This window comes from Aureimonas sp. SA4125, assembly GCF_019973775.1.
Lineage (GTDB): Bacteria > Pseudomonadota > Alphaproteobacteria > Rhizobiales > Rhizobiaceae > Plantimonas.
In genome coordinates this window covers 2108585-2132992 of sequence record NZ_AP025032.1, presented here as the reverse complement: position 1 = coordinate 2132992, position 24408 = coordinate 2108585, and the positions used below count along the sequence as shown (strand labels likewise).

General features: G+C 65.9%; 23 protein-coding genes and 1 pseudogene. 13 read left to right on the top strand and 11 right to left on the bottom strand.

Features of this window, described 5'->3' with window-relative positions; genetic code table 11:
• Positions 1-57: 57 nt before the first annotated feature.
• Positions 58-1338, bottom strand: a complete 1281-nt coding sequence (locus tag Sa4125_RS09870) for a D-tagatose-bisphosphate aldolase, class II, non-catalytic subunit (protein WP_224006556.1) — start codon at positions 1336-1338, stop codon at positions 58-60.
• Positions 1339-1545: 207 nt separating this feature from the next.
• On the opposite strand from Sa4125_RS09870, the gene Sa4125_RS09865 reads away from it, so the two are divergent.
• From Sa4125_RS09865 to Sa4125_RS09805, 13 genes and pseudogenes are all read left to right on the top strand, one after another.
• Positions 1546-2346 carry a DeoR/GlpR family DNA-binding transcription regulator gene (locus Sa4125_RS09865; protein ID WP_224006554.1) on the top strand — a complete coding sequence of 267 codons (801 nt, stop codon included), beginning with the start codon at positions 1546-1548 and terminating at the stop codon, positions 2344-2346.
• Positions 2346-3305: a BadF/BadG/BcrA/BcrD ATPase family protein gene (locus tag Sa4125_RS09860; RefSeq protein ID WP_224006552.1), complete on the top strand. Its 960-nt coding sequence runs from the start codon at positions 2346-2348 to the stop codon at positions 3303-3305. The genes Sa4125_RS09865 and Sa4125_RS09860 overlap by 1 nt, the downstream gene beginning before the upstream one ends.
• A 15-nt stretch (positions 3306-3320) precedes the next feature.
• Positions 3321-4502, top strand: a complete 1182-nt coding sequence (locus tag Sa4125_RS09855; RefSeq protein ID WP_224006550.1) for an extracellular solute-binding protein — start codon at positions 3321-3323, stop codon at positions 4500-4502.
• A gap of 103 nt (positions 4503-4605) precedes the next feature.
• Positions 4606-5511, top strand: a complete 906-nt coding sequence (locus Sa4125_RS09850; protein ID WP_224006548.1) for a sugar ABC transporter permease — start codon at positions 4606-4608, stop codon at positions 5509-5511.
• Positions 5511-6389: a carbohydrate ABC transporter permease gene (locus tag Sa4125_RS09845; protein ID WP_224006544.1), complete on the top strand. Its 879-nt coding sequence runs from the start codon at positions 5511-5513 to the stop codon at positions 6387-6389. The genes Sa4125_RS09850 and Sa4125_RS09845 overlap by 1 nt, the downstream gene beginning before the upstream one ends.
• A gap of 23 nt (positions 6390-6412) precedes the next feature.
• Entirely contained in the window at positions 6413-7366 is a 954-nt protein-coding gene (locus Sa4125_RS09840) for an SIS domain-containing protein (RefSeq protein WP_224006541.1), read from the top strand.
• A 57-nt stretch (positions 7367-7423) separates the two neighbouring features.
• Positions 7424-8500 (top strand): sn-glycerol-3-phosphate ABC transporter ATP-binding protein UgpC, encoded by a 1077-nt coding sequence (gene ugpC, locus Sa4125_RS09835; protein ID WP_224006538.1) that lies wholly within the window; start codon positions 7424-7426, stop codon positions 8498-8500.
• Positions 8501-8750: 250 nt separating this feature from the next.
• Entirely contained in the window at positions 8751-10217 is a 1467-nt protein-coding gene (locus tag Sa4125_RS09830; protein ID WP_224006535.1) for an ROK family transcriptional regulator, read from the top strand.
• Positions 10204-11277, top strand: coding sequence for a Gfo/Idh/MocA family oxidoreductase (locus Sa4125_RS09825; RefSeq protein ID WP_224006532.1), 1074 nt, complete (start codon positions 10204-10206; stop codon positions 11275-11277). The genes Sa4125_RS09830 and Sa4125_RS09825 overlap by 14 nt, the downstream gene beginning before the upstream one ends.
• Positions 11277-12113, top strand: coding sequence for a sugar phosphate isomerase/epimerase (locus Sa4125_RS09820; protein WP_224006530.1), 837 nt, complete (start codon positions 11277-11279; stop codon positions 12111-12113). The genes Sa4125_RS09825 and Sa4125_RS09820 overlap by 1 nt, the downstream gene beginning before the upstream one ends.
• Complete coding sequence (locus Sa4125_RS09815) at positions 12110-12916, top strand: alpha/beta hydrolase (protein WP_224006527.1); 807 nt, start codon at positions 12110-12112, stop codon at positions 12914-12916. Before Sa4125_RS09820 ends, Sa4125_RS09815 begins: the two co-directional genes overlap by 4 nt.
• 17 nt (positions 12917-12933) lie before the next feature.
• On the top strand, positions 12934-13803 hold the full coding sequence (locus Sa4125_RS09810; protein WP_224006524.1) for an ROK family protein: 870 nt from the start codon (positions 12934-12936) through the stop codon (positions 13801-13803).
• Between the two features lie 48 nt (positions 13804-13851).
• A pseudogene (locus Sa4125_RS09805) lies at positions 13852-14312 on the top strand (heme-degrading domain-containing protein).
• Positions 14313-14391: 79 nt separating this feature from the next.
• Here Sa4125_RS09805 and Sa4125_RS09800 read toward each other — a convergent pair.
• The 10 genes from Sa4125_RS09800 to Sa4125_RS09755 all read right to left on the bottom strand — a co-directional run bounded on the left by Sa4125_RS09800 (position 14392) and on the right by Sa4125_RS09755 (position 23916).
• Positions 14392-15141, bottom strand: a complete 750-nt coding sequence (locus tag Sa4125_RS09800; protein ID WP_224006521.1) for an ATP-binding cassette domain-containing protein — start codon at positions 15139-15141, stop codon at positions 14392-14394.
• Positions 15134-16198 carry a ribose ABC transporter gene (locus Sa4125_RS09795; RefSeq protein WP_224006518.1) on the bottom strand — a complete coding sequence of 355 codons (1065 nt, stop codon included), beginning with the start codon at positions 16196-16198 and terminating at the stop codon, positions 15134-15136. Before Sa4125_RS09795 ends, Sa4125_RS09800 begins: the two co-directional genes overlap by 8 nt.
• 109 nt (positions 16199-16307) lie before the next feature.
• Positions 16308-17306 (bottom strand): ABC transporter substrate-binding protein, encoded by a 999-nt coding sequence (locus Sa4125_RS09790; RefSeq protein ID WP_224006515.1) that lies wholly within the window; start codon positions 17304-17306, stop codon positions 16308-16310.
• Between the two features lie 196 nt (positions 17307-17502).
• Complete coding sequence (locus tag Sa4125_RS09785; protein ID WP_224006512.1) at positions 17503-18228, bottom strand: SDR family oxidoreductase; 726 nt, start codon at positions 18226-18228, stop codon at positions 17503-17505.
• Between the two features lie 52 nt (positions 18229-18280).
• The gene (gene ugpC / locus Sa4125_RS09780) at positions 18281-19342 is read right to left on the bottom strand and encodes a sn-glycerol-3-phosphate ABC transporter ATP-binding protein UgpC (protein ID WP_224006509.1); all 1062 of its coding nucleotides are present in this window, start codon (positions 19340-19342) and stop codon (positions 18281-18283) included.
• A 12-nt stretch (positions 19343-19354) separates the two neighbouring features.
• Positions 19355-20392: an NAD(P)-dependent alcohol dehydrogenase gene (locus Sa4125_RS09775; RefSeq protein WP_224006506.1), complete on the bottom strand. Its 1038-nt coding sequence runs from the start codon at positions 20390-20392 to the stop codon at positions 19355-19357.
• A 25-nt stretch (positions 20393-20417) separates the two neighbouring features.
• Positions 20418-20657: a DUF2160 family membrane protein gene (locus Sa4125_RS09770; RefSeq protein WP_224006503.1), complete on the bottom strand. Its 240-nt coding sequence runs from the start codon at positions 20655-20657 to the stop codon at positions 20418-20420.
• Between the two features lie 4 nt (positions 20658-20661).
• On the bottom strand, positions 20662-21498 hold the full coding sequence (locus Sa4125_RS09765; RefSeq protein WP_224006500.1) for a carbohydrate ABC transporter permease: 837 nt from the start codon (positions 21496-21498) through the stop codon (positions 20662-20664).
• Positions 21498-22382 carry a sugar ABC transporter permease gene (locus Sa4125_RS09760; RefSeq protein ID WP_224006498.1) on the bottom strand — a complete coding sequence of 295 codons (885 nt, stop codon included), beginning with the start codon at positions 22380-22382 and terminating at the stop codon, positions 21498-21500. The genes Sa4125_RS09765 and Sa4125_RS09760 overlap by 1 nt, the downstream gene beginning before the upstream one ends.
• Before the next feature lie 100 nt (positions 22383-22482).
• Positions 22483-23916, bottom strand: coding sequence for an extracellular solute-binding protein (locus Sa4125_RS09755; protein WP_224006495.1), 1434 nt, complete (start codon positions 23914-23916; stop codon positions 22483-22485).
• Positions 23917-24408 lie beyond the last annotated feature (492 nt).

The window sequence follows — 24408 nt, the reverse complement described above, 5'->3', positions numbered from 1 at the left end:
TCGTCAGCCCACCATTTATCTTGCGATGGCCCGATGACCGGCTGGAAGACCGCTGCGTCAGCTGGCGCGAACGGCAGTCGCGTAGAGGTCGAGAACACGATCGATCGAGGCGAAGATCAGCGCCTTGGCCGTGACAGGCGCCGACGGCGTTTCGAACCGGTTGGCGATCCGGCCAAGATGCTGGCTGATCAGCGGGAGCGGAATGCTGACGCCTTCCAGCTTTTCAAGAAGATCGGCCACCGCCGTCTGCGCCTCGGGGTGCGGCCAGTAATAGCGGATGCGGTCGCTGAAGCTGTAGTGTCGCTTCACCTGCAGCGTCCTGTCGTCGCCGGCATAGTATCTCGTCCAGGAGGCCGGCTCGGACAGCATCAGCTGCTCCATCGCCGGCTTCAGTCCTTCCTTTGAACCGGCGAGGCCGAGATCGCGGGCGATGGCGTCGAGCCCGTAGAGCGCCTCGCGCAGGGCGAATGTCAGCCAGGGACCGACCTTCAGGATCCGAAAGCCGTCGTCGACGAGAGCGGTGAGCTCCGCGCCGCTCTGATAGTCGGTGGAGTGTGCCTCGAAGGTCAGTCCCGGAAGCCTTGCCAGCGCAGCGCTGAGAGCGGCCGCGCGGGCACGGGCATAGTGCACGACGTCGGCGTCGCCGAACTCGACGCCGGGCTGCACCACCAGCCCGACGACGCGGCCGAAGGCGTCGTCGAGGCCTTGGGCGGCAAAGGCCTCGGCATGGATGCGGTGCGTCTGGAGCGCCGCCTCGGGGGTTGTCGGCAGGACATGGTCGAGTGCTTCCAGGGCGCCGCCCGGCGTCGGCACCTCGGTTCCGATGACGTAGAGCGGCCTGGCCTGGCCCGACCGGTCGACCGCCGCTTCCGCGGCCTTCGCAAGGCGCGCGGCGCGTTCTGCCGCGACGGCGTCGCCGACAGCCTCCGGCTCCCCGGCGCAGCCCATGCTGGCGTCGAGATGGATCTTGCCGAACCCTGCCTCGACATAGGCGGCGACCATCACCTCGGCATGGCGTAGCGCCACCTCGGCTGGTTTGTCGCGCCAGGGGTTGGGGCCGAGATGATCACCGCCGAAGATCAGCCTTCCCGCAGGAAAGCCGACCTTGTCGGCGATGCCCGCGACGAAGCCACGGAAGTCCGCCGGCGTCATGCCGGTATAGCCGCCGAACTGGTTGACCTGGTTGCAGGTCGCCTCGATCAGCACGGGGCCTGTCAGGGCGAGCGCGTGGGTCAGCGTGGCCTCGATCACCCAGGGATGCGCCGAGCAGATCGAAACGATGCCGCAACGCGTGGCGCCGGCGCTCCGCCCCGGAAGAGCCTTCAGTTCGTCAAGCATCGTCTGTCTCCCGTTGCGCCGTGTGAACCTGGCAAAACTCTATGTCAGTCGCATCAAACGATCAAGGTTGGTCATATTTCTGATTGACGATGATCTTTTGACCGGTCATCAATGAAGAAGAAGCGCCTGCTCCCTTTCGCGCCGGATTCCCGGTCAGCATTCCGGAGCAGGCGGAATGTGTCCACCCGGCATGGAGGCCCGCGAGCGATGAAGGACGACCGGCTGACGGCCATTCGCCAGCACCTCTACTCGCATGGCTTCAGCTCGGTGCAGGACATCGCCGAGGCTGTCGGCGCTTCCCCTGCGACCATCCGGCGAGATCTGCTGGCGCTCGAGGCGGAAGGCATTATCGCCCGGACCCATGGCGGCGCCCGGATTTCGCGCGGCAGTGGCGTCGAAGTCGCGTTCGCGCTGCGCGAGCAGGAAAACATCGCCGCCAAGCGTGCCATCGCCGATGCCGCCTTCGACAGGATCAAGCCGCACAGCACGGTCTTCCTCGACGCCGGGACCACGGTGCTGCAACTCGCCCGTCGGCTGCGCCTCGATCCGATGCCGCTCGCCGTGTTCACCAACGGACTTGTCGTCGCCCAGACGCTGATGGAGATTGCCGGCTTGGCCGTGACCGTGATCGGCGGCCGACTGCGATCCGAAAACGCCTCGATGGTCGGCGCCGCCGCAGAGGCGATGATCGACCGGCTCTGGTTCGACCAGCTTTTCCTCGGCGCCGGCGCGATTGCCGACGACGGCCGGCTCTACAGCCTCGACGAGAACGAAGCACGGCTGAACGAACGGATGATGGCGCGCTCGGCTGAAACCGTGCTGCTGGCCGACGCCTCGAAATTCGGCCAGCGCCTCACCTACTTCGTCACCGCGCTGGGGCCCGCCGTCTCGCTGGTGACCAATGCGGCGCTCTCGCCGGACTGGCGACACCGGCTGAGCGACCTCGGATGCCCGACGACGGTCGTCGCCGTGCCGCTGGTCGCCGCTCCCGACGAGGAGGAGACCTGATGGGCCTGATCCTCGGCGTCGACGGCGGCGGCAGCAAGACGCTTCTCGCTTTGGCCACGAGGGGCGGCGACATCGTCTCGGTGGAGCGTGGGGCGAGCATGGACCCGGCTGCCCATCCCGATTGGGCTCTACTCCTGCGCGACATGATGGTCGCGTCGCGCGCGCCGACCCAAGAAATCGAGGCGGCGGTCTTCGGCCTTTCCTCGTTCGGCGAGATCGCGGCACAGAGCGACCACCAGAAGAGCGTCGTCGCGGCCCTCGCGGGCGACGAGGCGCTTGTGGAAAACGACGTGCGCATCGCCTTCGACGGCGCGCTGGCCGGCGCGGGCGGTGTGCTGCTGCTCGCCGGCACCGGCTCGATGGCCTGGGCGAGCGCCGGCGGGCCGGACGCTCGCCAGGTGCGCATTGGCGGCTGGGGCGAAGCCTTTGGCGACGAGGGCAGCGCCTTCTGGATCGGCCGCGAGGCGCTGGGCCTTGCCACGCGCGCCCTTGACGGCCGCAGCGACGCCCTGCCCTTTGCCGCTGCCCTTCTCGACAATCTCGCGATCGGACCGGACGACCTTCTGTTCTGGGCCGCCGCCCTCGAAAACCGGCGCGCCGGCTTCGCCTCGCTCGCCCGCATCGTGTCGGCGCTGTGCGAAACCTGCGATCCCGACGCCAGCCGCCTGATCCACGCCGCCGCCGCCCATCTGTCCGACCATGCCGGCGCTGCCTGGCGGATGGTCGGCACCGACCAGCCGCTCCGCTGGAGCTATGCCGGCGGCGTCTTCGCCAGCCCGACCTTTCTGGCCGCCGTTACCGCCGACCTCGGCATCGCCCCCGTACCGCCCCGCCTTTCCCCGGTCGGCGGCGCGCTGCTGCGCGCGGCCGAGCGGGCCGGCTGGCCGGTCAACGACGCCTGGATCGATCGCCTCTCCGCCTCCCTCGCCCACCATCCCGTCTCGTCACCGCAACCGTAGCCAAAGGGAAATGCCATGAACCGACGCTCGCTTCTCGCCGCCATGACCGCCATGCCGCTCGTCTTCGGCCTTCCCGCTTTCGGGCAGGATGCCCAGCCGCAGGCGGGCAAGGCGATCTCGGTCCTGCTGCCGCCCTGGGGCACGTTGCCGAAAGACATGACCGACCGGTTCGTCGCCGAAACCGGGATCAGCCTCGAGACCCAGACGCTCGGCTGGGACGACATCCGTACCAAGATCGTGACCTCGATGGTCGCCGGCACGGCGCCGGCCAACGTCACCGAGGTCGACTGGTCCTGGGTCGGGCAGTTCGGCTCGGCCGGCTGGTACGCGCTGCTGGCCGACAAGGTCGACGCCGCGCTCCTCGCCGACCTGCCGACGGCCAAGATCTTCCAGTTCGACGGCAAGCTGCTCGCCGTGCCCTACAACAACGACTTCCGCATTCTGATCCTCAACCGCGATCACCTGACCCGCGCCGGCATCAAGGACGCGCCAAAGACGCCCGACGACCTCCTCGCCGCGGCCAAGGCGATCAAGGCCGCGGGCATTGCCGACTTCCCGATCGGTCTGCCGCTGTCGGCGACCGAGGGCAGTGCCACCGCGTGGTACCTCCTGACCAAGGCCTTCGGCGGGGAGCTCTTCGACGACGCCTTCGCACCGCAATTCACGGCGCCGGATTCGGCCGGCTACAAGGCGATGGAATTTGAGGTCGAGGCGCTGAAGGCGGGCCTCATCGATCCCGCGTCGACCGGCCTGAAGGACGTCGAGATCCAGGAACTGTTCAAGAGCGGCCGCATCTCCTTCGATGTCGCCGGCTGGGCTGGCAACGTCGCGGTCTATTCTGACAAGGCCAAGTCGCAGGTCGCCGAACATGTGGAGGCGGCACTGCTGCCCTCGACCTCCGGCCGGTCACGCACCTTCGGCCTGCCGGGCGCCGTCGGCATCCCTATCTCGGCCGCCGATCCGGAGGCGGGTCTGGCCTTCATCGACTGGCTGCTGAAGCCCGAGACCAGATCCAGAGCTACACGACGCTCGGCAACCTGCCGACCCGCACCAGCGTCCTGGAGAAGCTCAATGCCGACGGCAAGCTCGCCAGCGGCACCGTCCTTCTGCAGCAGGCCGCCACGGTCGAGCCGTTGTTCGCCCAGGGCACGCCTGGCTGGTACCCGGAGTTCTCCAGCGCCGTCGCGACCTATCTGAACCAGGCTGCCAAGGGGCAGATCACCGTCGCCGAGGCGGTGGAGCAGATCGCCGCTGCCGCCAAGACGGCCCAAGAGTAGGACGGGCCGGCGAGGTGGACAGCATGACATCCAGTCCGTCGAAACGACGGCCTCGCCGGCTGGGCGGGGAGGCATGGCTCGGCCTTGCCTTCGTCGTCCCCATCATCGCGATCATGGGCGGGCTGGTCTTCCTGCCGATGATCTCGACGGTCATCGACAGTCTCTACCGGATCGATCCGATGAAGGCGGGAACGCCCTTCATCGGCCTTGACAACTACGCCGCGCTCGCCAGCGACTTCAATGTCCGCCAGGCTTGGTTCAACACGTTGATCTACGTCGTCATCGCGGTGGCGCTGCAGGCCGTCGGCGGGCTCGGCGCCGCCCTGCTGCTCAACCGGGTCAGGACCGGCCGACGCTGGCTGCTCGCGGCCCTCGTCCTGCCCTGGTGCCTGCCGCCGGTGGTCAACGCGCTGGTCTGGCTGTGGATCTACAATCCGAGCTATGGCCTTCTGAACGCCGTGCTGCAGTCGCTTGGGCTGATCGAGACAAACCAGGTCTGGTTCAATGACCGAACCACGGCCCTGTTTCTGATCGCGCTCGTCCATGTCTGGCGCATGCTGCCGCTGACGGCGATCATCCTGCTCGCGGCGCTGCAGAGCATCCCGAGGGAACTCTACGAAGCGGCCAAGCTTGATGGCGCAGGGCCGGTGAAGGCGTTCCGCATGGTGACGCTGCCGCTCATCTCCGGCGGCATCGCCATCGCCCTCAGCCAGTCGACGGTCTTTGCCTTCAACCTGTTCGACGAGGCCTGGATCCTTGCCGGCACCAGTCTGGACACCCGCACGGTGATCATCCAGGTCTACATGTCGGCCTTCCAAAACCTGAAATTCTCCCTCGGCATGGCCCTGTCGGTGCTGGCGATGATCGCCTCGCTGCTGGTCTCGCTGATCTACGTCCTGCGGGTCTACCGCGAAACGCGGTACGAGTGATGAGCCAGCGCAGCCTCTCCCGCACCGCCGGCAAGATCGGCATCGCCGTCGCCGTCCTCGTCCTGCTCTTCTGGTCGCTCGGCCCCATCTACTGGGCGCTGGTCACCAGCCTGTCGACACCCGCCGACCTTGTCTCGCGCGACCCGCATTTCTGGCCGCCGAACGTCACCTTCGAGCACTACGCGAAGCTCTTCGGGGCGACCAGCAGCTCGCAGGGCAATGAGACGCAGTCGATCTGGCCGCAGGTTTCGGCCGCCTTTCTCAACAGCCTGATTACCTCGCTCGCCTCGACCGTGGTGACGATCGTGCTCGCGGCCTTTGGCGGCTATGCCTTCGTCCGGCTGCGCTTCCCCGGGCGCGACCTGCTGTTCATCCTCGTCGTCGCGACGCTGGCCATCCCGGCCTACACCGTGATGATCCCGCTCTACCGGCTGATGATCGCGCTCGGTCTGATCGACACCTATCTCGGCGTCACGCTGATCTACGTCTCGGCCTTCCTGCCGCTGGCACTCTGGTTGATGCGCAGCGTCTACCAGTCGCTGCCGCTGTCGCTGGAGGAAGCCGCCTGGCTCGATGGTGCCGGGCGAACCTACACGCTGATCCGGATCCTGCTTCCGCTGGCCGCGCCCGGGCTGATCGCCGCCTCGATCCTCACCTTCCTCAGCGCCTGGGGCCAGTTCATGGTGCCGCTGGTGTTCTCGCCGACACTGGCGACCAAACCCCTGACGGTGCTGATCCCGGAATTCGTGACGCGCAACTACGTCGACTATGGGCTGATGAACGCCGCCGGCATCCTGGCAATCATCCCGCCGGTTCTCGTCGTTCTCTTCCTCAATCGCTACCTCGTCTCCGGCCTGATGGCCGGTGCCGGCAAATAGACTTCCCCTCAAGGACCGATTTCATGAACGTCACCGAACGCGTCATCCGCGAACAGTTCTCCTATTGGAGGGAGGCACTCGACATCACGCTGCCGGCTCCCGGCGCCGGACTGAACGTCATCGTCGGCTGCGGCACGTCCTACTATCTGGCAATGAGCATCGCGGCGGCGTTCAATAGCCGCGGCTGGATGGCGATCGCGGTGCCGGGGGCCGAATGGGCTCGTCGCCGCGAGAGCTATGCGGCGGGACAGGACGACATCACCGTGGTCGCGCTGTCGCGCAGCGGCGAGTCCAGCGAGACGGTGCAGGCGGTCGAGACGAGCCGCAGGGCGGGACTGAGAACCATCGCCATCACCTGCGAAGGGGACAGCTCGATCGCCCGCGCGGCCGAGACCGTGGTCTTCGCGCCGACGCATCCGAGCGAGGGCATCGTTATGACGTCATCGGCCAGCCTGATGCTGCTGCTTGGCCTGCGCATGGCAGGCGTCAGCATCGATGCCGACATCGCCGCCAAGGCGGAAACACTGATGCGGACCGCCGACCGCGACATCTCCCGCATTATCCAGGGCCGCTCGCACTTCGTCTATCTCGGCTCCGGCGTCCTCTACGGTCTTGCCACCGAGGGCGCGCTGAAGCTGCAGGAGATGAGCCTCAGCTATTCGCAATCCTTCCACCCGATGGAATACCGCCACGGCCCGATCAGCCTCGTCGACGACAAAACCTTCGTCGTCATCGTCTACAACGCCGACACCGCAGAGGAAGAGGCCGGGGTAATCCGGGACGTCCGCGACAAGGGCGCGTTCGTCCTCGCCTTCGGGGGCCCCGGCGATCTCTCGCTCGATGTGCCCGGGGGTAACGAGGACCGCGCGCTTGCCGCCCTCCCGGCCTTGCAGATCTTCGGCGAGCGCGTCGCCGAGATGCGCGGGGCCGACACCGAAGCGCCGCGCCATCTCTCGAAGGTCGTCGTCCTCGCCTGAACAGGGCCACCGTCCGCCGCGAGAGCGTCGGACGCAGACTAGAAGCGGAGGATATCCATGGCGACGGTTCAAATTCGGGACGTGCGCAAGGCCTATGGCACCCAGAAGGTGATCCACGGCGTCAGCCTGTCGATTGCCGACGGCGAGTTCGTCTCGCTGATCGGCGCCTCCGGCTGCGGCAAGTCCACGCTGCTCAGGATGATCGCCGGCTTAGAGGAGATCGACAGCGGCACGGTCTCGCTCGGCGACCGCGTGATCAACGATGTCGCGCCAAAGGATCGCGACATCGCCATGGTTTTCCAGAACTACGCGCTTTACCCGCATCTGACCGTCGCCGACAACATGGGCTTCTCGCTGCGCCTCAGGAAGGTCTCCAAGCTCGAGACGCGCAAGGCGGTGGAGGCGGCCGCCGATCTGCTCGGCCTCGGTCCCTATCTCGACCGCCTGCCGCGTGCCCTCTCCGGTGGACAGCGCCAGCGCGTGGCGATGGGCCGGGCGATCGTCCGGCAGCCGCAGGTCTTCCTGTTCGACGAGCCGCTCTCAAATCTCGACGCCAAGCTCAGAGTGCAGATGCGCGTAGAGATCAAGTCGCTGCAGAAACGCCTTGGCACGACGTCGATCTACGTCACCCACGATCAGATAGAGGCGATGACGATGTCGGACCGCATCGTCATCATGAACGGCGGACGCATCGAGCAGGCCGGCGCGCCCCTGGATGTCTACGACCGCCCGACCAATCTGTTCGTGGCGACCTTCATCGGTTCGCCGGCGATGAACCTCCTGCCCGGCACGCTGCTGCGCGAGGATGGCGCGGCCTTCATCCAGATCGGCGAGACCCGGCTCGCTCTCGCTCCCGACATCGATGCGGCGTCGGGCACGTCGGTCGTCTGCGGCATCCGGCCCGAGCACGCCGACCTCGTCACCGCACAAAGCGCGGCGACGGGCCTGCCCTTTACCGTCGATCTCGTCGAGCCGACGGGCGCCGAGTCGCATCTCTACGGCCGTCTGGCCGGTCAATCCGCCATCATCGCCCTGCACGGCCGTGCCCGTCACGCGCCAGGCGACACGGCCTTCGTCACGCCGAAGCCGGGCGAGATCCACGTCTTCCATGCGGAAACCGGATTTCGCCTCTGACACCAGAGACTTGCAAGACGGAATTGATGTATTTTCACCGGGAGTATCCGGATCAGGCTACGTCGCTCCGCCGCTATAATGTCGTCCATTGCCCGTTCGACCGAGGGGCCGCCGCGACCATCTGCAGCCCTCGAACGCCATCCTCGATGCCGGGCGTCGCGGCGGCCGAGGCGTGCGGCGCGCGGCCCTCGTAGGGCCGGCTCAAGGCTTCGAGAAAGCCCTCTGGATGCCCCGCCGGCAGACGACCGGCATGCTGCGCGCCCCGTCCTGCACGCAGGCTCGTTTCCGTCTTGCCGCCCGGTTCCCGGCCAGGAGCGCCATGCCGTCCCGCCCGATCGCCAATTGTACTTTCCTCGAACAATCCAGACAATTCAGCCATCGACAATCTGCACTCCCACGCGGTGGATGGCAGTGCACTGCATCACTCATGAGCGATTTGACGCCTGACTATCCGCGAATTAGTTTTTCAGTCAAACAAATGGCGGTTGTATTGGTGATTTTGTCGAGCAAGACGAACGAGGCGCGGGCCTTGACGGTGCTGTTCCGGCAGGGGCCGATGACACGCGCCGAACTCGCCCGTTCCCTGGGCCTCACCCGCTCGACGACCGGCAATCTGGTGCAGAGCCTCGTCGAAGCCGGCTTCGCCCGCGAAAATCCGGAGGGCGTGGAAGATGGCGGAGCCAGAGTGGGACGACCGGGAATCCTCGTCGAGATCGACGGCGACGGTGCCTTCTTCCTCGGTGCCGATATCGGTATCGACCGGATCGAAGCCTTGGCCATCGATCTCGCCGGCACGGTCCGTGCCAGAATGGGCCGAGCCTTCGACGGCCGCGACAGCGACCCGGTCCAAACGATCGCAGCGACGGTGGCCCTGATCCACGCGGTGACGGCGACGCTGCCCGTGCCCGGCAGGGTGCGGGGGCTGAGCGTGGCCATTCCCGGCTTCCCCGCTGCAGACGGGGAAAGTCATCACGCGATGATCCTCGGTTGGCACGGCCTGCCGCTGGCGAAGCTTCTGGAAGAAGCGTTCGATGGCGATGTGCCCATCCTGCTCGAGAACGACGCCAACGCCTTCGCCGTGGCCGAGACCTATCGCTGGACCGGCGAGAACCACGACCCCGAGGACGTGCTGGTGGTGCTGATCGAGAACGGGCTCGGCGGCGGCATCATCAGCGGCGGCCGGCTGCATCGGGGCCTGCTGCGCGGCGCCGGCGAGATCGGCCACATGCCGGTCGGCGAAGAGGGCTACGTGTTCGACTCCGTGCGCCCCGGACGCCTGGAGAGCTATGTCGGCAAAAGCGCGCTTCTCGCGCGCGATGCTTATCGGGCCGGCACGCCCCGATCCCTCGATGCCTTTCTGGCGGCATTGGACGAAGGCGAAGCGCTGGCTCGGCTGACCGCGGAAGAATGGGGACGATGGCTCGCCCGGGGGCTCACGGCCGTCGTCTGCATGCTGGAGCCGCAACGCATCATCGTCGGCGGTTCGGTGGGCGCGGTCTATCCCTTCGTCGCCGCCAGCATCGAGGCCCTCATGCGGTCGGCGCTGGTCGAGGGCTACCCGATGCCGCTGATCCAGACCGCCGCCGCCGACATCAACCGTCCGGCGCTCGGGGCAGCCTACCTGATGCACCAGGCCATGCTTTCCAACGAAACGCCGGCGGCGCTGCCCTGCCCTCCCGGCAGCGGCCAAGAGGACACCCACGATGGCCAAAGATGAGAAGCGGCTGCGCATCGGCGTGCTCGGGTGCGGGCCGATCGCCCAGGCGGCGCATCTGGAATCCTGCACCAAGGCGCGCAATGCCGAGCTCTACGCGATCTGCGACGTCGCCGACGATCTGCGCCACCGGATGGCCGCCACATTCGCGCCGGCGCGGTCATTCTCCGACTACCGCGCCATGCTGGACGATCCGGACCTCGACGCGGTGATCGTCGCCACCTCCGACGCGTTTCACATCGAGGCTGCGCGGCTGGCGCTCGCCGCCGGCAAGCACGTGCTCTGCGAAAAGCCGCTCGGCGTCGACATCGAGGAAGCCGAAGGACTGCGCGAGGCGGTCACGGCGTCGGGAAAGCTGCTGCAGGTCGGCCATATGAAGCGCTTCGATGCCGGTATCGAGAGCGCCAAGGCGTTCGTCGACAACGAGATGGGCGATAAGCTCGCCTACAAGGGCTGGTACTGCGACAACACCCACCGCTACGCGATGACCGACGCCGTGCAGCCGCTGATCGTTACCTCGGCCAGCGCCCGCAAGCCGGCGGTCAATCCCAAGGCGAACCTGAAGCGCTACTACATGCTGGCGCACGGATGCCATCTGCTGGACACTGCCCGTCACCTCGGCGGCCCGATCGAAGCGGTCGAGGCGCACCTCACCCAGCGCTTCGGTGCCCATTGCTGGCTGGTCACGGCGCATTTCGCCGACGGCACGATCGGCCATCTCGATCTGACCGTCGCGGTCCGCATGGACTGGCACGAAGGTTTCCAGATCTACGGCGAGAACGGCAGCGTGCTCGCGAAAACCTACAATCCCTGGTTCTACAAAAGCAGCGAAGTCGACATCTTTCGCGAGGCCGATGGCGGCTGGCACCGGACGCTCGGCGCTGACGGGCACTTCTACCGCCGACAGGTGGAAGCCTTCGCGCGGGTCATCCTCGACGGCGCGCCGATGGTCGGCGCCGACATCGATGACGGCATTGCCTCGGTTCGCGCGATGGTCGCCGTGGCGCACTCGGCGGAGACCGGCAGGCTTGTCCGCCTTGCCGACGCGACCGGGGCCGTCTGATGCGGCTCGGAATCTTCGCCAAGACGTTTGCCGCGATCGGCGCCGAACCGGCGCTGCGGGCGGTAGCCGCCGCCGGCTATGAGGGCGCGCAGTTCAACCTCGCCTGCCTCGGCCTTCCCTCGATGCCCGACCGGATCGATCCGGCGGTTGCCGCGACGATCGGTGCCGCGTCACGCGAAACCGGCATCGTCATCGAGGCGGTGTCTGGAACCTACAACATGGTCCACCCGGACCCGGCCGTCCGCCGACGAGGCATGGAGCGGCTGGAAACTCTCTGCGCCGCTACGACGGCGATGGGGACGCGTCTGGTGACACTGTGCACCGGCACGCGCGATCCGGTCGACCAATGGCGCTGGCACGCCGACAACGCGACGCCGCAAGCCTGGCGCGCGCTCTGCACCGAGATGACGAAGGCGCTGGAGATCGCCGAGCGTTTCGACGCCGACCTCGGCATCGAGCCGGAACTTGCCAATGTCGTGGCGTCCGCCGCCGATGCGCGCCGAATGATCGAGACGATGGCGAGCCCAAGGCTGCGTGTCGTCCTTGATCCCGCCAACCTGTTCGAGGTGGCCGAACCGGCCGAGCGCCGCCGCCTCGTGGACGAGGCCGTGGATCTCCTCGCCGGAAGCATCGCGATGGCGCATGCCAAGGACCGCGACCCGAAGGGCGGCTTCACCGCAGCAGGTCGCGGCGTGATCGACTTTCCGCATTTCGTCGCGCGGTTGCGCAGCGCTGGCTTCGACGGGCCGCTGGTCACGCATGGCCTGTCGGAGACCGAGGCAAGGGATGTCGCGGCCTATCTCGGCGGGATTGTCGCCGAAAGCGGCGGACGATGACGGACCGGCACTTCGTCCGCGACGGACTGGCGCTGCGCTATCGCGACGTCGGCACGGGGCTGCCATTGCTGTTTCAGCATGGCCTCGGCGGCGATGCGGCGCAGGTTGCCGACGTCATGCCGACTTCTCCTCTCCTTCGCCGGATCACCCTGGAATGCCGCGGTCAGGGCGGCTCGCCCTTCGGCCCGACCACCGGCTTCTCGATCGCAGGTTTTGCGGACGACGTCGCAGCGCTCGCCGACGAACGGGCCATCGGACGGGCCGTCGTCGGCGGCATCTCCATGGGCGCAGCGATCGCCCTGCGTCTCGCCGTTCGCCGACCGGAGACGGTGCGGGCCGTGATCCTGGCCCGTCCGGCCTGGGTGACGCAACGCGCGCCGGAAAACATGCGGCCCTACGGCCTCGTCGGCGATCTCCTGCAGCGTTTCGAGCCCGAGGAGGCGCGTCTCCGTTTCATGGAAAGCGAGATTGCCGAGACCCTTGCCCGCCTCGCACCGGACAATCTGAGCAGCCTTGCCGGCTTCTTCGCCCGGGCAGAACCAAAAACCTTCGGCGCCCTGCTCTCGGCCATCGCCGCGGACGGGCCGGGCGTGACGGAAGCCGAGATCGCCGCGATCGACAGGCCGGTGCTGGTGATCGGCCACGGCCAGGATCTCGCGCATCCCGAGGCCATGGCAGAAAAGCTGGCCGGCCTGATTCCTGGCGCCGAACTCGTCCGCATCACGCCAAAGGCCGTCGATCGGGATGCCTATCGCCGCGACTTCCAATCGGCGCTGCAGGCATTTCTGGGACGCCTGACATGACTGGCGACGTTCTGGCCGTGGTCGAGATCGGCGGAACATCGGTGAAGATCGGCTTCGGCGTCGATGGCAGGCCGAGCGACTTCACCCGGACGTTCGCGACCCAGCGGATTCGCACGGCGGACCCCGCTGCCGATCTCGCAACCCTCGTCATCGAAGCCTGCACGACTGCCGGACTGTCGCCGACAGCTGTCGTCGCGACCGTGCCCGGCTTCCTGGATCATGATTTCGATACCGTGCTGCACGCCAAGAACGTCCCGGAGCTCGAGGGGCACCGCCTCGCCACGGAACTGTCGAAGGCGCTGCGGTGCCCGGTGCAGCTCGAGCGGGACGTGGTGCTTCAGCTTCTCGGCGAAGCCCGCGCCGGCGCCGTTCGCGGCAGAACGGAAATTCTGGCTGTCTATATCGGCACGGGTATCGGCGCCGCCTATCTCGGGGAGCACGGCATTTTCCGGGGCGGCGGATGGGCGCTGGAGATCGGGCATATCCCGTGGCGCCCCGCCTCCCCCGGCGAGATCCCTGCGAGCCTGGAAACGCACGCCTCCGGCGCTGCCCTCGCCAGTCTTTCGGCTGAATTCGAGATCGACGTCGGGTCGGTGTTTCTGCAGACAGGCATCCCCACCCTCTCTCAAGCGCTGGCTATTCTGATCCGTGATCAGGCCATCGCCATCGCCACCGCGCTGGCGCTGTTTTCGCCGCGACGGCTGCTGATCGGTGGCGGCGTGGTCGACATGCCGGGCTATCCGCGCGAGGCTCTGGCAAGCCACATTGGCGCGTGTCGGCCGCCGGGGAGCGGTGTCCGGTCGCCGGAAATCGTCTATGCAAGTCTGGGCTGGCAGGCGGCCATCTGGGGCGGGCTGGTCCTTCACCGGGTGGACCGCGCGACTTGAACGCGGCCCTTCGCGTATGAAGGGCAGAAGGTGGCGGGAAGGCGAGTGATGACCGTTCTGGGACTTGAGGATATCGCAAGCCAGGAATCCGGACTTGGATTTCCGGCATTCGACGCCAATCTTGCCTGGAGGGTCGGCTCCTGGATTCGACAACATGCGTCAGACCATGCCTTGCCAATTGCCATCGAGATCGTCTCGCCGAGCATGTCCTGTTTCACGTGGCGTTGCCGGGGGCCACTCCCGACAATGCCGAATGGATCCGGCGCAAGCGAAACACCGTCATGCGCTTCAGGCGGTCCTCGCTCGCCATGCGGCTCCTCTGCGAAGCCAAGGGCCAATCGCTTGGCGAACGTTATGGACTGGCCGATCGCGACTACGTGGCCAGCGGCGGCGGCGTCCCGATCCTTCTGACGGGAACAGGCTGCATCGGCGCCGTCGTCGTCAGCGGCCTGCCCGATGTCGAGGATCACGCGCTCGTTGTCAGCGCGCTGCGGGCTTTTCAGCCGTAGGCACAGGCGCCACCCGCCCGCCCCGACGCGGTGCATCGGGCGACGTCGCACGAGGTTCCGCCCGCCCCACGTCGGAGCCTCAGCCGCCCACCATCAGTTTGACCACCTCGTCATGGGTCGTCTCGGCAATTCTCCGCTCGCCGGCGGTGACCCCGCGGCGCAGGACGACGATGCGGTCGGACACGGCGAAAATGTCCTGCAGATTGTGCGAGATGAAGATGACGCCGCGTCCCTGCGCCTTCAGTTGGTGGATCAGCGCGATCACCTTGCGCTGTTCGGGCACGCCAAGCGCGGCCGTCGGCTCGTCCATGATCAGGATTCGCGCATTCCAGTAGACGGCGCGGCCGATGGCGACGGCCTGGCGCTGGCCTCCGGAAAAATTGCTGACCGGCGCGTCCATGCGCGAGACATGGAAGTCGAGCAGCGCCATGGTCTGGCGTGCGGCGTCGGCCATCTTCTTGCGGTCGAGCACCGGCAGAAAGCCGAACTTGCGCGTCATCGGCTCGCGGCCGAGAAAGATGTTGGCGCCGATCGACAGGTTGTCGGCGAGCGCGAGGTCCTGGTAGATCGTCTCGATCCCCTTGTCTCGCGCCTCCTGTGGCGTTGCGAAGCTGACGGGCACGCCCTCCAGACGGATCTCGCCCGAGGTCGGGCGGAAGACGCCGGAGATCGACTTGATCAGCGTCGTCTTGCCGGCGCCATTGTCGCCTGCCAGCGCCACGACCTCGCCGGGCCGCACGCTCATGGAAAAGTCGTCGAGCGCCCGGACAGCGCCGAAATGCTTGGAGAGGTTCACCACTTCGAGGATCGGCCGGACGGTTTCACTCATCGACGCGGCCTCCGCCGAACTGGCGCTGCGCCTGGTCGATCAGCACGGAGATGATGATCACCACGCCGACGCTGATGAACTGCCAGAACGGCTCGACATTCACGAAGACGAGGCCGTACTGGATCACGGCGATGACCAGGGCGCCGGCAATGGTGCCGAGGAGCGTGCCGGACCCGCCGAAAAGGCTCGCGCCGCCGATCACCACGGCGGCCACGCAGTCGAGCAGCAGCGGCTCGCCGGCCTGCGCGGCACCCGCATTGAAGCGGGCCGAATAGAGCACCCCGGCAAGGCCGGCGCAGCAGGCCGAGAGAATGTAGAGGCGCAGAAGATGCGAGCGGATGTTGATGCCCGCTCGCCGTGCCGCCTGCACATTGGCGCCGATCGCGTAGTTGTGCTGGCCAAAGCGGGTTTGGCTGAGGACGTAGTGCATGAACAGCATGAAGACGGCCGTGATGATCACGATATAGGGAATGGTGAAGATCCGCCCGTTGCCGATCAAGGCGAAGAAGGCGTTGTTGACCGGCACCGTCGTTCCATTGGCCAAAAGGAAGGCCGCGCCGCGGGCGACGCCGAACATGCCGAGCGTTCCGATGAACGGCGGCACGCGCAGGCGCGAGATCAGGAGGCCGTTGATGAAGCCGGGGATCGCGGCCACGCAGACGGCGCCGACGAAGCCGACGAAAACACCCAGCGGCATGCCGAGCGATGGCGTCGCGAGATTGATCACATGGGCCGCGACCACCGCCGCCAATCCCATCACGAACCCGACCGAGAGGTCGATGCCGCCGGAAATGATGACGAAGGTCTGGCCCGTCGCCAGCAGCAGCGGCGCCACGGCGAAGATCGCGATCGACTGCAGATTGAACGGGTTGAGGATGAAGGTGCCGCCGAATGAACTGCGGGCCCACACCTCGAAACCGAGGACCAGCGCCAGGAGGAACAGCCAAGCGCGCAGTTCGGCAATCCGCTGCAGGATCGTCCGCGTACGGTCGGCATGGTCGGCCTGCGGCTTGGCGTCCCCGCCCGCAGCCGGACCGTCGCTTAGTGATGATGACATTGCTTCACCTGCTCGGCGGCGATCGTGCTCGTGATCGCCGAATGGGGATCGGACGGGCGGAAGGCCGGGTCCCCGGCCGCCGCCGCGGCTGAGGGACCCGGCCACAGGCTCAGTCCGAGTAGATGTATTTGGCGACCTCGGGATCGGAGACGTTGTCCTTGTCGATCACGGTGAAGCCGGTGCCGATCGAGACCGGGATCGACTGGCCGGTGAGGTGGGCGAAGGCCGAGACGACGCCGTAATAGCCGATCTCGGCCGGATGCTGGGCGATCGCGGCATCGACGAGACCGGACTGGATGTTGTCGACGATCGACGTCGGCGCGTCGAAGGCGATGACCTTCACAGTGCCCGTCTGGCCAGACTGCTGGACGCCGTTGCCGGCGCCGAGCGCCGAGAACAGGTTGGCGCCGAAGACACCCTTGAGGTCGGGGTTGCGGGCAAAGACCGCCTGCAGCTGGCTCGCTGCCTTGTTGGCGTCGTTCTCGTTGAACTGAGTTTCGAGCACGCTGATGCCGGGAAAATTCTCGGCCATTTCCGCCTTGAAACCTTCCTCGCGCTGGTCGGTGGTGGAGATGCCGGGTTTGACGTTGGAGACGTAGACCTTGCCGCCACCCTCGCCGATCGCCTTGGCCAGCGCCCGCGCCGCCATGCGCCCGCCCAGAACATTGTCCGACGCGATGTAGGACAGCGGGAAATCGGCGCCGCCCTGACCGGTCTGGTATTTTCCCTCGCCGATGAAGGTGTCCACGGTGATGACGGCAATGCCGGCATCGAAGGCCTTGCGCAGCGGTTCCACGAGCTGGGTCTTGTCGGTAGGGGCGATCAGGATGGCATCCGGCTTGCGGGCGATCATCGCGTCCAGCACCGGCACCTGCACGACAGGATTGAACTCCGGCCCCCCTTGGAATGCCAGCTCGACGCCGAGCGCGTCCGCCGCAGCCTGCGCGCCTTTGCGCATGGTGATGTAGAAGGCATCGGTCGTCAGCCCGGGAATCAGGGCTATCCGGTATTTCTTGGGTTCCTGGGTGTTTCCGGGTGCGACCCCAAGGCCGATGGTTGCGACCGCGGCCATGGCGGCGGTGGCTTTCAGTATCGTGCGACGCTCCATATCGTCCTCCCTTGGATGAGCTCTTCCTCTGCACGGTGCTCCCACACCTGCTCCCTGGGACCCTTTCCGGGTTGCTCACCCTGTCTTATGAAGTCTTCGTCTGACGCAGGGTCAAGTGCAATCGTTCACCCCTGCCGTGTGCCGCACGGCGCACCGTGATCGCCCAACTTCGATGGCACGACGCGACACCGGCGGCTCAGGCGATCAGATAGCCGCCGTCGACCGGCATCGACAGGCCATGCACCATGCCGGCGGCGTCCGTCAGCAGGAAAAGGATCACCTCGGCGATGTCGTCCGGCTCGGCGAAGCGGCCGAGCGGGATGCGCGTCAGCATCGCCGCAGCCTTGTCCGGGTCGCTCCACGCCTTGACCGCCATCGGAGTGAGCGTCACCGTCGGCGCAACGCCGTTGACGCGGATGCCCTTTGGTCCCAGTTCCTTCGCCATCACCCGCGTCAGCCCGTCCAAGCCCGCCTTCGACGCGCAGTAGGCCGCGTGGTCGGGAATGCCGACGAAGGAGGCGCAACTCGAGACGTTGACGATCGCTCCCTTGCGGCCCGAGGCGACGCGTTCGCGAGCGAACTCCTGGGCGACGATCATCGGCGCGCGGGTGTTGACCGCATGCAGAAGATCGAAATTCTCGACCGAGACATCGAGAAAGGCTTCGAGCTCCGTGGTGCCGGCGCAGTTGACCAGGAGATCGGCGGGTAGCGCCTGGCGGGCGGCGGCACGCGTGGCGTCGGCGTCGGCGAGATCGACCGCGATCGAGATGCAGCCGATCTCGGCCTCCAGCGTCTCCAGATCGCGGGGCGATCGCGTCAGAGCGACGACGGAAGCGCCGCGCCTGGCCAGCATGACGGCGGTCGCCCTGCCGATCCCCTTGCCCGCCCCGGTGACGATGACGCGCTTTCCTTCGAAATCCATGGCCTGCCTTTCCTTGATGTCCGGGAAGATTTGCAACCTGCCCCAGTGCGGATCAGATCCGTGCCGCCGTCTTCGCATCGAAGATGTGGGCCCGGCGGGGGTCGATGGTGAACAGCACCTCGTCACCGGGGTTGACGTCGACCCGGTCCTTGACCACCGCATCGATCGCGTCGCCGCCGATCCTGGCGAAGATCTGCGTCTCCGAGCCGGTGGGTTCCAGCAGCGACACCCGTGCGGGAATTCCGCTAGGTCCGATGGCAATGTGCTCAGGCCGGATGCCGTAGATCACCGACTGGCTCTTCTCGGCGCGAACCTCGCCGACCGGCAGCGTCGCCCCCTTGTCGGAGACGAAGACGGGCCTGCCATCCGCCTCATCGATCCGGCCCTTGATGAAGTTCATCGAAGGCGAGCCGATGAAGCCGGCGACGAAGATGTTGCGCGGGCTGTCGTAGAGTTCCAGCGGCTTGCCGATCTGCTCGACATGGCCGTCCTTCATCACGACGATCTTGTCGGCCATGGTCATCGCCTCGATCTGGTCGTGGGTGACGTAGACCGTCGTCGTCTTCAGGCGCTGGTGCAACTCCTTGATCTCGACGCGCATCGCCACGCGCAGCTTGGCGTCGAGATTGGACAAGGGTTCGTCGAACAGGAAGACCTGCGGGTCGCGCACGATGGCCCGCCCCATCGCCACGCGCTGGCGCTGACCACCGGAAAGCTCCTTGGGATAGCGGTCGAGCAGCTTGGCCAGATCGAGGATATCGGCGGCCTTGGCGACTTTGGCCTCGACCTCGGCTTTCGGCAGCCCCTTGATTTTCAGCGAGAAGCCCATGTTCTCGCGCACGGTCTTGTGCGGATAGAGGGCATAGGACTGGAAGACCATCGCGATGTCGCGGTCCTTCGGCAGCATGTCATTGACCACCCGCCCGCCGATGCTGACGGTTCCGCCGGAAATCGCCTCGAGGCCGGCGATCATCCGCAACAAGGTCGATTTCCCGCAGCCTGAAGGGCCGACCAGCACGACGAACTCGCCATCCTTGATGTCGACGTCCACCCCGTGGATCACCTGGACGCTGCCGTAGCGCTTGACGATATTCTTGACGCTGACCTCAGCCATTCATCGATCCTCTCACTGGGGCAGCTCAATCTGCATCTTCACTTCGCCGGCCGGAGCCGTGGCGGCGACCTCGAAGGCGTGGACGCTTTCCTCAAAGGCGAAACGACGCGTGATCAGCGGTTTGACGTTTATCGCGCCGGACGAAAGCATGGCGACGCAGCGCGGAAAGACATGGGCGTAGCGGAAGACGTGCTCGACGCGGGCTTCGCGAACCATGGCCTTGCCGACGTTGTAGGCGACGTCGTGCATCTGCGACCCGATGAAGACGACACGGCCCGCCGGACACAGGGGGTCGAACACCCCGGCCGCCGCCCGGCCGTTGCCGGAACATTCGAAGACGATCTCGACCCCCCAGCCGTCTGTGGCCTTGAGGATCACCGCCGAGGCGTCCTCCGCGGCAATGTTGACCGGAATGATCGGGCCGAGGCTGGCAGCCAGCGCGAGCTTCGTCGGATCGACGTCGCTGACGAAGACCCGCGCGCAGCCGGCGGCCAGAGCCGACAGCGCGGTGACGAGCCCGATCGGCCCGGCGCCCATGACGAGCGCGACGTCGCCGGGCTTCACATCCGCCTTGATCGCGGCATGCACGCCGACGGCGAGCGGCTCGACCATCGCAGCCTCGCCGAACGAGACGTTGTCCGGCAGCTTGAAGGTGAAGGCTTCCGGATGCACCACGGTCGGCCTCAGCACACCGTGCACCGGCGGCGTTGCCCAGAAGCGGACGGCCGGATCGACATTGTAGTGGCCGAGGCGGGTCGCGCGGCTCAGGGGATCGGGAATCCCCGGCTCCATGCAGACGCGGTCGCCGACGGCCAGGCTGGTCACTGCGGTGCCGGCCTCGATCACCGTGCCGGAGGCCTCGTGGCCGAGGATCATCGGCGCCTTGACCTGGAAGATGCCCGCGCCACCGTGCGTGTAATAATGGACGTCCGAGCCGCAGATGCCGACGGTGTGCAGCTTGATGCGCACGTCGTTCGGTCCCATCGCATCGTCGACGGCCACGTCGCGCATCGACAGCTTCATCTTCTCTTCGAGCACCAGCGCCCTCATCGCGCCCCTCCCTCGGCGTTCATCGTCAGCCCTTCCAGATGATCAGCGCGCCGAGCGCCACGGCGAGGATGTGGCAGACGGTCAGCGGCACCATCCATTCGACGAAGCGCAGCCAGAAAAGCTCGAGCGCGACGAAGAGGTAGATTCCCATGAACAGCCGGTCGAACCAGTTGGTGACGATCGGCAGGAAGCCGCGACGCTCCGGCGCGGCGGCGACGATGGCGGCCTCTTCGTCGGCGGCATCGAGATCGACGAGTTGGTTCATCCGTCTACTCCTTCACCGCGCCGAAGGTCAGGCCGGCCACGATATGCCGCTGCACGACCGAGAAGATGATCAGGGCCGGAATGAGGGTGATGATGGCGATGGCCGCCATGGTGCCCCATTCGGTGCCGGTCGAGGTCACGTATTCCGAGAGCCCGGTGGTGATGGTGCGGGCGTTGAAGCTGGTCAGCGTCGCGGCCAGCAGGAACTCGTTCCAGGCGAAGACCCAGGTCAGGATCAGCGTCACCGCGAGGCCCGGCCGCGCCAGCGGGAAGATCACCTGGCTGATGACCTGCCAGGTCGAGCAGCCGTCGACGGTCGCCGCCTCGTCGAGCTCCTTCGGGATCCCGTCGATCGTCGGACGCAGGGTCCAGATCGCGAAGGGCAGGTTGAAGGTGCAATACAACAGGATCATGCCGATTCTGGTATCGTAGAGCTTCCAGTCGCCAATCGCGAAGACCTGCGTGAACAGCAGGAAGAAAGGCAGCAGGAAAACCGCCGCCGGCGCCATCCGGTTGGTAATGGTCCAGAAGAAGATGTTTTCCTTGCCGGCGATGTCGAAGCGCGACAGCGCATAGCACGCCATGAAACCGAGCGTCGTGACCAGGAAGGCGTTGCCGGTCGAGATGATGATGGAGTTCATCATGTAGCGGCGAAGCGTCTCGTTGCCGAGGACGTCGGCGTAGTTCTTCCAGTACACGGAGTCGAGGATGACGCTCGGCGTGGTGAAAAGATCGACCGCCGGCTTCACGGAGATCACGAACAGCCAGTAGACCGGGAACAGGGTCGCGATGCTGAGAATGGACCAGAGAAGGATGGCGAGGTAGGGACGCTCGGTCGGCATCAGCTTGTCCTCTTCTTCCTGTCGCGCGGGGCGACGAGCGCGACGTAAAGGATCCAGCACATCACCAGGGTGAGGTAGAGAACGATGACCGAAATGGCCGAGCCGTAGCCGTAATCGGTCTTGGGAAAGACCACCTTCCAGATATGCAGGCCGACATAGCGGGTCGCCGCCCCCGGACCGCCGCCCGTCAGCATCCAGACCTCGTCGACGGTGCGCAATGCATCCATCAGTCGGATGAAGACCGTCGCCAGGATCGCCGGGCGGATCATCGGCAGCGTGATGTGCCAGAAGATCTGGAACTTGCTGGCGCCATCGATCTGCGCCTGCTCGAACGGCTCCTTGGGCAGCGACACGAGCGCCGCCAGCAACGTCAGCGTGACGAGCGGCGTCCAGTGCCAGATGTCCATGATGACCGTCAGCGCGAAGGCCGCCCCGGCATCGCGTCCGATGTTCAGCTCGTAGCCGAACCAGGCATCGAGATAGTAGGGAATGATGCCGATGCTCGGCGTCGTCATTAGCCGCCAGACCGATCCGACGACGATCGGCGCGACGATCAGCGGCAGCGTGTGGATGGTTCGGAAGAACGCCTTGCCGGGGAACTCGCGGGTGAACAGCTGCGCCAGCAGATAACCCAGGGCGATCTCGCTGGTCACGGCGAAGAAGGCGAACTTCAGGGTCACCCAGAGCGACAGCAGAAACTCGCGATCGAAGACCAGGCGGCGGAAATTCTTCGCGCCGTTGTAGATCATGTCCGGACTGAAGCCGAACGGGTTCCACTGGTGGAACGCGACATACAGCACGTAGATGAAGGGCATGATCCCGAACAGGCCGAGGATCACGAGCGTGGGAGCGAGGAGAAGCCATCCCACCGTATTCGACCGCATGAAACCATCCTATCGGAAGCGTCGCACCAGGGTGCAGCGACGAGCGCAGGGGCGATCACGCCGCCGCGACAGGGCGGCGGCGTGATCCTCTGGCTCTGGACTACTTGCGATAGCCGAGGTTGGTCAGTTCCTCTTCGGCCGCGGCAGCCATCTGGTCGAGGCCCTCGTCCGGGCCGACCTCGCCGGTGAGGATGCGGTAGAAGATCGATGCGGTCGCCTCGCGCACCTGCGCATGGAAGGGATAGGGCGGCGCACCCGCGAACAGCTTCCCGTCGTCCTTCAGCATCGTGTAGTAGCCGCCGAGCTTGGCGTCCATGTCCTTGACGCCCGGGTCTTCATAGGTGGCGGTGTTGGTGATGCGCGGCGCAGCCACGGCCCAGCCGCTCTGGACCGAGTCTTGCCCGATATATTGCAGGAAGAGCAAAGCCGCTTCCTTGTTCTTCGAGGTGACGGGAAGCCCGAAGGCGCCGCCGTCATAATAGCCGATATAGCCCTTGCCGGCCTCGACCTCCTCCATCACGCCGGGCTCGACCGGGGGCAGCGCCACGCCGACCTTGCCGACGACCTTGGACTTTTCGGAATCCGAGGCGATCCAGGCGGCATTCTCGCCATAGACGAGGCCCTGCGCCGCGCGTCCGGCGGCGAAGGTCGTTGCGACCTCGGTCCAGGTGCTGGCGGCCGATTCCGGCGGCGCGATATCACGCAGATGCAGCCAGTACTTCAGCGCCGCCTTCGACTTGTCGCTGTTCATGGAGCCGCCGTTGGCGACCGAAGCGGCATAGTTCTTCGAGGTGTCGATTCCCCAGTTGTAGACCCCGAACGTGGGGGCGACGGACTCGAAGAACTCGTACCAGGAAGCGGGATGGCCGGTATGCGCCTGGGCCGTCGTGCCCCAGAGCTGCTCACCTTTGTCCTTGCCCCATTTGGTGAAGAATTCCGCGATCTGCGTGTAGTCCTCGTGCGTCTTGGCCGGCGCGAGGTCCTTGCCGGTCTCCGTCTTGAAGGCCTCCTTCACCGCCGGATCGTTGAACAGGTCGGTCCGGTAAAGATAGATCTTGATGAAGGCTTCCATCGGCACACCGAAGAGGTTGCCGTTGTCATCCTTGAAGTAGTTGGCGAAGGTGGTGAAGTGCGATTCATCGAAATCCGGCGCCTTCAGCGAAGGGTCGTCCTTGAGCGTCTTGGTGACATCGACGAGGAAGTTGCGCGAGAGGTAGGCGTAGATGATGTCCTGCTCGATGTAGACCATGTCATAGATGCCGGTCTTGGCCTCCATGTCCTTGATCGCCTTGTCGTACATCTGGTCCCAGGATGTCGTCTCGATCTCGACCTTGATGCCGGTCTTCTTTTCGAATTCAGGGGCGAGCACGTCCTTGATGTAGTTGGACGGCGGCGTGCTTTCGGTCACGCCATGCAGGGTGACGCCCTGGAACTTGGCACCGGCGTCCGACCAGAAGTCGGCACGGGCCGGAGCCATGCTGCCCATCAAACCCGCCGCGAGGGCGGCCAGACTAACTGCGACTGCGCGTCTCATGCTTATTCCTCCCAAAGCCGTCGACCATCTGGACCGACTATTGACCGCGAAACACCCCGTCTTCGACGGTGGATTTCCCCTTCAGCGAAGGGACATTTCGGGCTGCCCGCGACGACCGGCGCCGCAGATCTTCAAGGACGTTAATGCAAAAAATTGGGATGCACAACATTTGTTGCGATAGCATTCAAATTGGCCTTCCAGCTTCACCAGCCGCGTTGTCCTTCAGTGCAGAAGGCTTCATCCTCGGCTGCTGTGAACATCCAGCGCCATCGGTTCTCTGTCGATTCCAACGCCTTGCAGCCTATAACCTGTAGACTCAATAATCTCGCATTTGCGAACAATTACTGCAGCGCAACCGTATAGTGCCTGCCACTAGACTTGTGATTGGCACTCTGCCTCTCGGGAATGGTGCGGAGGAGAGTTGATGAAATCCTGCTTCCGGAGTGCCAGCGCCGAAATCTTGACAAAGCGCGCACTTCCCCATTTTGTTGC